Genomic DNA, 9,450 nt, shown 5'->3' with positions numbered 1-9,450 from the left:
CATGGTCAGCCAGCCGCCCATGCTGTGGCCGAAAAGCATGACCGAGCGCACGCTGGAAAGCGCCGTGACCTGGTCGAGCACATCGGTCAGCCCGTCGCGGGAGAAGGTGGCGGACTCCTTGTCGGTCGCGTAGTCGAGAAGGCGCGCCTGCGACGGCCAGGAAAACAGGATCGGCACGCCCGAGACATTGGTGTCCGCTGCAAGCTGGGCCATGCGGAACAGCCCCTCCTGGAAGGAGACGTTGAAGCCGTGCACGAAGACGCCGGCAACGCCATTGCCTGTTGCGCGCGCAGCCTTTCCGATGCGCGCGTCAAAGGCCGCCTTTGACAGCGCGGTGTGCTTGAGAACCGTGAAATGCTCGTCGGGCCTGGCCTTGCGCGAATAGGGCCATTCGATTTCACCGGGATCGTGGCCGGGCGGGATCGAGATCACGAACTCGGCATAGCTCAGGTCGTCCTCGCGTTCCGGAGTGAAGCCGTCAATCGGCTCTTCGGCCCGTTCGCGCGTGGTCGCCACATAGACGGTGACGGTGCGCGCGCCCTCCACGGTCGCCGGATGCGGATAGATGACCTCGGGTCCGGGGCGCTGCCCGCAGGCGGAGACCAGAAGAACGAGCAGAAGGCCGAAGGCAAGGCCAAGCGGGAAAAACCGCTTGCGCGGCGCGCGCGCATCGTCTGCAGGATGGGTAAGCGTGATCTGCATGATCCGAATATTCTCGCCTCGGGTCTGCGCGGGCTGTCGCCCTGTTGAATGATCTCTACGGGCGGGCGGATCGGAAATCAAGTGCAGGAAGTCTTTCAGCCCGCGCCTCTTCACGAAAGTTTGCGCTTACGCAGCTTGCCTTGACCGCCCGAGAACGAGCCGATACTTGTTTGACAAGGACCTGCGACAAAGGGAGATGAAGTCGATGGCGGAAGAACGCGAACAGGACGGTCTGTTTGATCCCAATGACGAGACCTACGGCGCTGCCGATCTTTCGGCGATCCTGCCGAAGTCCGGCTTTCCCGAGAAGGAGCGCGCGCCGCGTCTTGCCTATGCGGCGATCCATGACGAGCTCCTGCTTGACGGCAATGCCCGGCAGAATCTCGCGACCTTCTGCCAGACCTGGGAGGAGCCCGAGATCCACAAGCTGATGGATGACTGCATCGACAAGAACATGATCGACAAGGACGAGTACCCGCAGACGGCCGAAATCGAGGCGCGCTGCGTGCGGATGCTGGGCGATCTCTGGCATGCGCCGGAAGGCCCGGTCACCGGGACCTCGACCACCGGCTCGTCCGAAGCCGCAATGCTCGGCGGGCTTGCGATGAAGCGCCGCTGGGAGGCAAGGCGCAAGGCAGAAGGCAAGCCGACCGACAAGCCCAACCTGATCACCGGCCCGGTGCAGATCTGCTGGCACAAGTTCACCCGTTACTGGGATGTCGAACATCGCGAGATCCCGATGGAAAACGGCCGCCTGCTGATGACGCCGGAGGAGGTGCTAGAGCTCTGCGACGAAAACACGATCGGCGTGGTGCCGACGCTCGGCGTCACCTATACCGGCGAATACGAGCCGGTGAAGGCCGTTTCCGACGCGCTCGACGATCTTCAGGCGCGCACCGGGCTTGATATCCCGATCCATGTGGACGGGGCGAGCGGCGGCTTCCTGGCGCCCTTCTGCGCGCCGGAACTGGAATGGGACTTCCGCCTGCCGCGCGTGAAATCGATCAATGCGTCGGGTCACAAGTTCGGCCTCTCGCCGCTCGGCGTCGGCTGGGTGCTGTGGCGCGAGGACAAGGACCTGCCCGAGGAAATGGTCTTCTGGGTCAATTATCTGGGCGGCAACATGCGCGACATCGCGCTCAATTTCTCCCGCCCCGGCGGCCAGGTAATCTGCCAGTACTACAATTTCCTGCGGCTTGGCCGTCAGGGCTATCGCAAGGTGCACGAGGCCTGCTACCGCAGCGCTGCCTTTCTGGCGGAGGAACTGGAAAAGACCGGCCTCGTCGATATCGTCTTCGACGGCGACATGAAGAAGGGCATTCCGGCCGTCTCGTGGAAGCTCAAGGACGGCCTTAAAACCAATTACACCCTGTTTGATCTCGCCGACCGGCTGCGCACGCGCGGCTGGCAGGTGCCGGCCTATACGCTCCCGGCCAATTGCCAGGATCAGGCGATCCAGCGCATTCTGGTTCGAAACGGCGTGTCGATCGATCTCTGCTCGCTGCTGATCGAGGACATAAAGGCGGCGGTGGATTACTTCAAGGCGCACCCGATCAGCACGCCGCTGACCGAGGACGAGGCCTCCGGCTTCCACCATTGATGATTTGGCGGGTTCGGTCATTCTGGACGCCACGTCCGGGACGCCTTCAGGCTGCTGACACATGCCTGCCCCACTCTCCGCCGTCATGCTCGGGCTTGTCCCGAGCATCTATACACGTATCAACGCGATAGGCGTTTCAGATGGAGCGGCGCGATAAATCAGCCTGTTGCAAAACAGGCGCTCCGCTCGTAGGGCAAAGTGGTTAGATCCTCGGCACAAGGCCGAGGATGACGTCCGTATAAGGGAGAGGTTTTTCGTCGAGCGGGCGTCCGGGGCGCGGTTTCTTCTCTCTCGGGAAAAAAACGCCTTACGCCCCCAGATGCCGTTCGCCACGCGCCCTGGCGAGCGCGATCTGGTGCTGGCGCTCGCGGAAGCGGGCGCGGTCGGCATCCGAATAGGTCTCGGCGCAATGCGGGCAGGAGACGCCTTCCTCGTAATCGGCGGAAAGCTTGTCTTCCGGCGTCACCGGGTGGCGGCAGGCGTGGCAGAGTTGATGTTCGCCTTCCTTCAGGCCGTGGGTCACGGAAACGCGCTCGTCGAAGACGAAGCAGGCGCCGTCCCACAGGCTTTCTTCCTCCGGCACGTCCTCAAGATATTTCAGGATGCCGCCCTTCAGGTGGTAGACCTCCTCGAAGCCCTGCTCCTTCATATAGGCGGTCGCCTTTTCGCAGCGAATGCCGCCGGTGCAGTACATGGCGATCTTCGGCTTGTTGTGCAGCCCCCTGTTTTCCTCCACCCAGCGCGGAAATTCGCGGAAGGTCTTGGTGTGCGGGTCGACCGCGCCGCGGAAGATGCCGATCGCGGTCTCGTAATCATTGCGGGTGTCGATAACGATCGTGTCCGGGTCGGTGATGAGGTCGTTCCAGTCCTTTGGATCGACATAGGTGCCAACCGTCTTCAAGGGATCGATATCCTCGACGCCCATGGTGACGATTTCCTTCTTCAGCCGTACCTTGAGGCGGTTGAAGGGCATTTTCGAGGCGCGGCTTTCCTTGTGCTCGAGCCCGGAAAACTCGGGACGCGCGCGGATGAAGGCGAGCACATTGGCAATCCCTTCATGGCTGCCGGCGATCGTGCCGTTGATGCCCTCATGGGCAAGCAGCAGCGTGCCGCGCACGCCGTTTTCCTCGCAGCAGGCAAAAAGCGGCGCGCGGAATGCCTGAAAATCGGCAAACCGCGTGAAGTGATAGAGCGCTGCGACCAGATAGGACCCTTGCATGGCCTCTCTCCGCTTTCTTCAATCTCGGGCTATTCACGAATATTGCGCTGGCCAATACACGGATCGGCGGTTTTTGGCAATTATTCGCCGTCATGCGCGCGAACCCGTTTCTTCCACAAGGTCCGGATGATCCGCGCCTCGACATCGGGCTCGTCGCCGAAGGTCTTGCGCGCGCTTTTGATCGCCCGTCGGCGCAGCTGCGTTCGGGTCTCAAGGGCGGCATCCCGGCAGATCGCAAGCGTTCCGGCATCAAGGCCGGGCGCATCGGGGCCATCCAGTAGCTGAAGCAGCATGCTCAGATCATGTTCGTGGCCCAGCAGATCGGCAAGCGCCTTGGCGTCGTTGCGCTTGGCCTTCAGCGCCGAGGGCCAGGCCGGCGAGAGCAGCGCCGAGAACATCCAGTAGGTCTGGCTCTTCTTGCGCAATTCGTGAAAGTCGTCGTCCCCGCCCTCGGCCTGGACCGTCATCAGCGCGACCTGGGCGTTGGCGAGCTCCTTCTTCCAGGCCTTGCCAAGGCGTTTCGCCGCCGCCGACGGGTCCTCGCTGAAGTCGGCCTCCTCGATCGCGGCGATCGCCGCGCGGCAGGTATGGATCGCGTCCTTTGCCTTTTTCTGGAGCGCCGCGTCGGAAACGGCGGCGCTGCTGCGGCGTTCGCGCAATGCCGTTTCCAGCCGGGAAAGCGCCATGTCGCGCGTTCCGTCGGGGACAAGGCCGCGCAGATAGGCCGCGCATTCGATCAGCGCGGTCGCATCGCGTCCGCCCGAAAGGCCTGCCGCCATGTCGCGAATGCGCGCATTCTCCTGTCGCGAAAAATCCTTCGCCGCCGGGCGGATCAGCCGCAACAGGCCGCGCACGCGCTTGAACTTCTTGCGGGCGTCGTGGATCGCCTCATCAAGGCCCCGGGGCTGTTTCTTCAGCGCCTTGATGGCGTCCTCGAGCTGCGACACGGCCACCTTCTTGACAGCCGCGTCAAACGGTTTCTCCGGGTCAAGCGTGAAAGCCATGTCAGCCGTCCTCTTCGGGAATGATGCCGGTCTCGGCAAGCGCCTGGTTGGTGTAGCGCCCGTCGCCGGTCACCTCGCGGCCGAGCCAGTCGGGAAGATGCGGCCTTGCCGCCTCGTTCGGCAGTTCGACCTCGGCAACGACGAGGCCGGCAAGGTCTTGGTGATAGACATCGATTTCCCAGACGAAATCGCCGGCGGGGACGCGGTAGCGCGTCTTGTCGATCACGGTGCCGAGGGCGTAGGCGATCATTTCCAGCGCGTCGTCGAGGGGCACGTCATATTCGAATTCGTCGCGGCTCATCGCGCCGGCGCCGAATTTCAGCGTGATGCGGGCGCGCGCATCATCGAATATCCGGACGCGGGCGGAGCGGTCGGCTGCGCCGAGCAGATAGGCCTGTCTCAGCCGCACGCCCTTTTCCGCGCCGTCCTTCCAGCCGTCGCCATCAACGAGGAACTTCCGTTCGATTTCCCTGGCCATGTCGAGCCCTCTTGCTGCCCTTCTCGGGGCGAACCCCGTGTTAATCGAGATCAAACCCCGATGACAGGAATAAGGTCATAACACGGCCACTGTCGCGGGCAATGATTCCAGTCGATTTATAATCCCTTCCGGTCTCGACTTGATGCCTGTGCCGGGGTATTTCAAACGCAGTTCGACAAAAAAGTGCAAAAGGCCAGTGCGACCATGGATGCAAAAACCCAAAACCTCCTCGATGCCCTTACCGCCCAGCCCGTCGTTCCGGTGCTGATCGTGGAATCCGTCGAACATGCCGTCCCGCTGGCGCGGGCGCTTGTCGAGGGCGGGCTGAAAGCGCTGGAGATCACCCTGCGCACCGATGCCGCGCTCGACGTCATCAAGGCCATGTCCGAGGAGATCGAAGGCGCGGTCATCGGCGCCGGCACCATCCTTTCGGCGCGCGATTACGCGGCGGCTGAAAAGGCTGGCGCCAAGTTCATCGTCTCGCCCGGCATCAACGGCGATATCCTCGACGCCGCCGATGACAGCGAAGTGCCGCTTCTGCCCGGCACGGCGACGGCCAGCGAAGTGCTGTCGCTGCGCGAGGAAGGCTACCGCGTGATGAAATTCTTCCCCGCCGAACAGGCTGGCGGCGCGCCTTACCTCAAGGCGCTTTCCTCCCCGCTCGCCGACATCAAGTTCTGCCCGACCGGCGGCGTATCGCTCGCCAATGCGCCGGATTACCTGAAGCTTCCGAACGTCGTCTGCGTCGGCGGCTCCTGGGTTGCGCCGAAGGATCTGGTCGCCAGGGGTGACTGGGCCGGTATCAAGAAACTCGCCGAGGATGCCTGCGCGACCCTCGGCAAATACTGATCAAGCAACGGACAAGGCGCCTGGCCGGAAGGCCCGGGCGCTTTTTTTCACATTCGAAGCCTTGCGGTTTTGCCCGCTTCTCGAGGGAGGCCGTCATGTCCGATCTTTCCGGTTTTGTCCCGCGGCTGAGGCCGCAGCCCGTTCATCAGCGCGGCCTTTACGTCACGGTCGAACCCTATGACGAGGGCGAGCACGGCGCGGCGCTCTGGCAGGCGCTTGGCGGTTCCGCAGACGCCGTCAATGTCCTCCTGCGCTTCTTCCCCCAGCCCGATTTTTCCGGCCCTGCCGATTTCTATGCGTGGCTCGACCAGCAGAACGCCTCGGGCAACTGGGTGACGCGCGTCTTTCGCAGGGCGGGTGACGGGGCGGTCGTCGGCATGGCGAGCTATATGCGCATCGACGAGGCGAATGGTGCGATCGAGATCGGCTCGGTCGCCCACGGCCCCGCCATGCAACGCTCGCCGATTGCGACAGAGGTGCAGTATCTGATGGCGCGCCACGTTTTCGACGATCTCGGTTACCGGCGTTATGAGTGGAAATGCAACAGCGAGCATGTCGTCAGCCGGGCGGCGGCGGACCGGCTCGGCTTCACCTTCGAGGGCATTTTCCGCAACCACATGGTGGCCAAGGGCAAGAACCGCGATACCGCCTGGTTTTCGATGATCGACAGCGAATGGCCGGCGATCAGGGCGGCCTTCGAGGCCTGGCTCGCGCCTTCGAATTTCGATGCGGAGGGCCGCCAAGTGCGGGATCTCAAATCCATCAGGGAGGCAAGCAGACCATGAGCGAGCAGACCAGCCGTTCGACCATCATCGCGGCGGCGATCATCTTCGGCGGACTTCTGATCGGCGGCTATTTTCTGCCGGACATCATCAACTATGTCGCGCTGTTTTCGCCATGGCTTGCGATCGGCGTCGGCATAATGTTCGTTCTGGCTGTCTTTGTCATTTTCTGGCTGAGAGGCCGTTACCAGCGCCGCCATGGACGCTGACCGCAGATTTTCCGGCAGGAGCCTATGACAATGACCGAGATCACACCCGCCTGGGCCAGGGCGCAGATGCCGCGCGTTGTCCGCGCCGTTTCCCACCTGCCGGACATGTCCGGCGTCAGGCTTGCCATGAGCATGCATCTCGACATGAAGATGCTGCCGCTGGTGGAAGGGCTTGCCGGGCGTGGCGCGGCGCTCTTCATCACCACCTGCAATCCGGCGACAGTGCGCAACGAGGTGGTCGACGCGATGCGGGCGGCGGGCGCCCGGGTCGATGCCTTCAAGGACATGCCGGAGGACGACTGGCAGCGGGCGATCGAGAATGGTCTCGACTGGGCGCCGACGCATCTCTGCGAGATGGGTTCGGACTATACCCATTTTCTTCTGTCGCGCGGTCTGGAATGGCCCGATGTGAAGGCAGGGCTGGAGGCGACGGGCTCCGGCATCAGCCGGCTTCAGGGCGAGCTTCCGCCCTGGCCGATCTTCAACTGGGACGATCTGCCGGTGAAGGAGGGCCTTCACAATCGCCACATGGTGGGGCTCACCACCTGGAACGCATTCTTCACCCGCACGCTTTTGAGCCTGCATGAAAAGAATGTGCTGGTCGTCGGCTACGGCTCGGTCGGCCAGGGGCTTGCGGCCAGCGCCCGCGCTTTCGGCGGCACGGTGATGGTGGCCGAGATCGACCCCGCCCGTCTTCTGCAGGCGCGCTATGACGGTTGGCGGACCGGCAGCGTCGCCGAACTCGCGCCCGAGGCCGATGTCATCGTCACGGGCACCGGCGGCCATCACGTCCTGCCCTTCGAGATCATCGAGCAACTGAGAGACGGCTGTTTCCTGCTGAACTCCGGCCACCGCATTGACGAGATCGAGTTGTCGCCGCTTCTGGCGCGCCCGAGCGAACAGGCGCTGCCGGCCGTCACCACCCACAGGCTTTCATCCGGCAACCGCGTTCATCTCTTCGTCGGCGGCGCCATGGCCAATCTGACGGGCGGGGAGGGCGACAGCCTCAACGCCTTCGACATGACGCTCGCGGTGATGGCCGAGGGCATCGGCCACGTCGTCGGTGCGGGCGAGGCGGCCCGGCAGGGCGTTCATCTCCTGCCGCGCGCCGTCTGGGAGCGCGCCTGCCCCGATCCGGTCTGAAGCCTCTTTCGAAACCGTGTGACCGGAATTTCGCGGTCGCGGTCGCGCGTGAGCCGCCTTTGCCGGAAATTGAGCCAGGGTTAATCCCTGAAGGGGTTGATATCGGGGGCGGCAGACCGCAAATCCCTCGCGTATGGCCACATCCCCTTGAGACGCGTCGAAGACGGGCGCCACGGCGTCGGCCGAAAGATGGTATCTGGTGACGGAGAACAATGCTGAGGGCCGCCAAATAGGCGCGTAAATGCTGTCATAAGCTTCAGCGAGCGCCTTGCAGAGCTATTTGGCGCTCATTATATAGCGCTCACAACGGCGTTATCGCCGCCAAAATCAAATCAAGACCATAGCTCAAGGGGCCGTCACAGAATGCCTGAAGGGTTCGGATGGCCTGCTTAAAAGGAGACACGCGAAAATGGCTAAAGTAATCGGTATCGACCTCGGAACGACGAATTCCTGCATCGCCATCATGGATGGCAAGGATGCCAAGGTCATCGAAAACGCCGAAGGCGCCCGCACCACCCCTTCCATGGTGGCCTTCACCGATGACGGTGAACGCCTCGTCGGCCAGCCGGCCAAGCGTCAGGCCGTGACCAATCCCACCAATACCCTCTTCGCCGTCAAGCGCCTGATCGGCCGCCGCTACGAAGACCCGACCGTGACCAAGGACAAGGGCCTGGTGCCCTACGGCATCGTCAAGGGCGACAATGGCGACGCCTGGGTCGAGGCCGCCGGCAAGTCCTATTCGCCCTCGCAGATCTCCGCGATGGTCCTGCAGAAGATGAAGGAAACCGCCGAAAGCTATCTCGGCGAAAAGGTCGAGCAGGCCGTCATCACGGTTCCGGCCTACTTCAACGACGCCCAGCGTCAGGCCACCAAGGACGCCGGCAAGATCGCGGGCCTTGAAGTGCTGCGCATCATCAATGAGCCGACGGCTGCCGCTCTCGCCTATGGCCTCGACAAGAACGAAGGCAAGACCATTGCCGTCTATGACCTTGGCGGCGGCACCTTCGACGTCTCGATCCTCGAAATCGGCGACGGCGTCTTCGAAGTGAAGTCGACCAATGGCGACACCTTCCTCGGCGGTGAAGACTTCGACATGCGTCTCGTCGAATACCTCGCCGACGAGTTCAAGAAGGAAAACGGCATCGACCTGCGCTCCGACAAGCTTGCCCTGCAGCGCCTGAAGGAAGCCGCCGAAAAGGCCAAGATCGAGCTGTCGTCCTCGTCGCAGACCGAAATCAACCTGCCGTTCATCACGGCCGACGCGACCGGTCCGAAGCACCTGACGCTGAAGCTGACGCGCGCCAAGTTCGAAAGCCTGGTCGACGATCTCGTCAAGCGCACGGTCGGCCCCTGCAAGGCGGCGCTGAAGGATGCCGGCGTTTCTGCAAGCGAGATCGATGAGGTCGTGCTCGTCGGCGGCATGAGCCGCATGCCCAAGGTTCAGGAAACCGTCAAGCAGCTGTT

10 protein-coding genes are annotated in these 9,450 nt (G+C 63.0%); 6 read left to right on the top strand and 4 right to left on the bottom strand.

Annotated features, from left to right (window positions below):
• Nucleotides 1-702: alpha/beta hydrolase (locus tag AC5DC2_RS13740; RefSeq protein ID WP_491698879.1), on the bottom strand; the 702-nt coding region annotated here is incomplete at its 3' end.
• Nucleotides 703-907: 205 nt separating this feature from the next.
• On the opposite strand from AC5DC2_RS13740, the gene gad reads away from it, so the two are divergent.
• Nucleotides 908-2,302: a glutamate decarboxylase gene (gad, locus tag AC5DC2_RS13735; protein ID WP_024706762.1), complete on the top strand. Its 1,395-nt coding sequence runs from the start codon at nucleotides 908-910 to the stop codon at nucleotides 2,300-2,302.
• Nucleotides 2,303-2,609: 307 nt separating this feature from the next.
• Here gad and trhO read toward each other — a convergent pair whose 3' ends face one another.
• The 3 genes from trhO to AC5DC2_RS13720 all read right to left on the bottom strand — a co-directional run bounded on the left by trhO (nucleotide 2,610) and on the right by AC5DC2_RS13720 (nucleotide 5,003).
• The gene (gene trhO / locus AC5DC2_RS13730) at nucleotides 2,610-3,521 is read right to left on the bottom strand and encodes an oxygen-dependent tRNA uridine(34) hydroxylase TrhO (RefSeq protein WP_491698878.1); all 912 of its coding nucleotides are present in this window, start codon (nucleotides 3,519-3,521) and stop codon (nucleotides 2,610-2,612) included.
• Nucleotides 3,522-3,601: 80 nt separating this feature from the next.
• Nucleotides 3,602-4,525 (bottom strand): CHAD domain-containing protein, encoded by a 924-nt coding sequence (locus AC5DC2_RS13725; protein ID WP_491698877.1) that lies wholly within the window; start codon nucleotides 4,523-4,525, stop codon nucleotides 3,602-3,604.
• A gap of 1 nt (nucleotide 4,526) precedes the next feature.
• Nucleotides 4,527-5,003, bottom strand: a complete 477-nt coding sequence (locus AC5DC2_RS13720) for a CYTH domain-containing protein (protein WP_491698876.1) — start codon at nucleotides 5,001-5,003, stop codon at nucleotides 4,527-4,529.
• A 204-nt stretch (nucleotides 5,004-5,207) separates the two neighbouring features.
• Here AC5DC2_RS13720 and AC5DC2_RS13715 point away from each other — a divergent pair, with 204 nt between their 5' ends.
• The 5 genes from AC5DC2_RS13715 to AC5DC2_RS13695 form a co-directional block, all read left to right on the top strand.
• A complete protein-coding gene (locus AC5DC2_RS13715) occupies nucleotides 5,208-5,852 on the top strand; it encodes a 2-dehydro-3-deoxy-phosphogluconate aldolase (RefSeq protein WP_024706759.1) in 645 nt (214 codons plus the stop codon).
• 95 nt (nucleotides 5,853-5,947) lie between these two features.
• Nucleotides 5,948-6,637, top strand: a complete 690-nt coding sequence (locus tag AC5DC2_RS13710) for a GNAT family N-acetyltransferase (RefSeq protein ID WP_024706758.1) — start codon at nucleotides 5,948-5,950, stop codon at nucleotides 6,635-6,637.
• Complete coding sequence (locus AC5DC2_RS13705; RefSeq protein WP_024706757.1) at nucleotides 6,634-6,843, top strand: hypothetical protein; 210 nt, start codon at nucleotides 6,634-6,636, stop codon at nucleotides 6,841-6,843. The genes AC5DC2_RS13710 and AC5DC2_RS13705 overlap by 4 nt, the downstream gene beginning before the upstream one ends.
• A gap of 30 nt (nucleotides 6,844-6,873) precedes the next feature.
• The gene (locus AC5DC2_RS13700) at nucleotides 6,874-7,986 is read left to right on the top strand and encodes an adenosylhomocysteinase (RefSeq protein WP_491698875.1); all 1,113 of its coding nucleotides are present in this window, start codon (nucleotides 6,874-6,876) and stop codon (nucleotides 7,984-7,986) included.
• A 409-nt stretch (nucleotides 7,987-8,395) separates the two neighbouring features.
• A partial coding sequence (locus AC5DC2_RS13695) for an Hsp70 family protein (protein WP_491698874.1) occupies nucleotides 8,396-9,450 on the top strand: 1,055 nt, incomplete at its 3' end.

This window comes from Martelella sp. (genome assembly GCF_984369615.1).
Note: the sequence above shows the minus strand (reverse complement) of the source record. Positions and strands in the feature narration are given on the sequence as shown.

Excerpts from the sequence above, each read along its gene's own strand:
- gad (WP_024706762.1), top strand. The coding sequence starts at position 908 with ATGGCGGAAGAACGCGAACAGGACGGTCTGTTTGATCCCAATGACGAG.
- trhO (WP_491698878.1), bottom strand. The coding sequence starts at position 3,521 with ATGCAAGGGTCCTATCTGGTCGCAGCGCTCTATCACTTCACGCGGTTT.
- AC5DC2_RS13725 (WP_491698877.1), bottom strand. The coding sequence starts at position 4,525 with ATGGCTTTCACGCTTGACCCGGAGAAACCGTTTGACGCGGCTGTCAAG.
- AC5DC2_RS13720 (WP_491698876.1), bottom strand. The coding sequence starts at position 5,003 with ATGGCCAGGGAAATCGAACGGAAGTTCCTCGTTGATGGCGACGGCTGG.
- AC5DC2_RS13715 (WP_024706759.1), top strand. The coding sequence starts at position 5,208 with ATGGATGCAAAAACCCAAAACCTCCTCGATGCCCTTACCGCCCAGCCC.
- AC5DC2_RS13710 (WP_024706758.1), top strand. The coding sequence starts at position 5,948 with ATGTCCGATCTTTCCGGTTTTGTCCCGCGGCTGAGGCCGCAGCCCGTT.
- AC5DC2_RS13705 (WP_024706757.1), top strand. The coding sequence starts at position 6,634 with ATGAGCGAGCAGACCAGCCGTTCGACCATCATCGCGGCGGCGATCATC.
- AC5DC2_RS13700 (WP_491698875.1), top strand. The coding sequence starts at position 6,874 with ATGACCGAGATCACACCCGCCTGGGCCAGGGCGCAGATGCCGCGCGTT.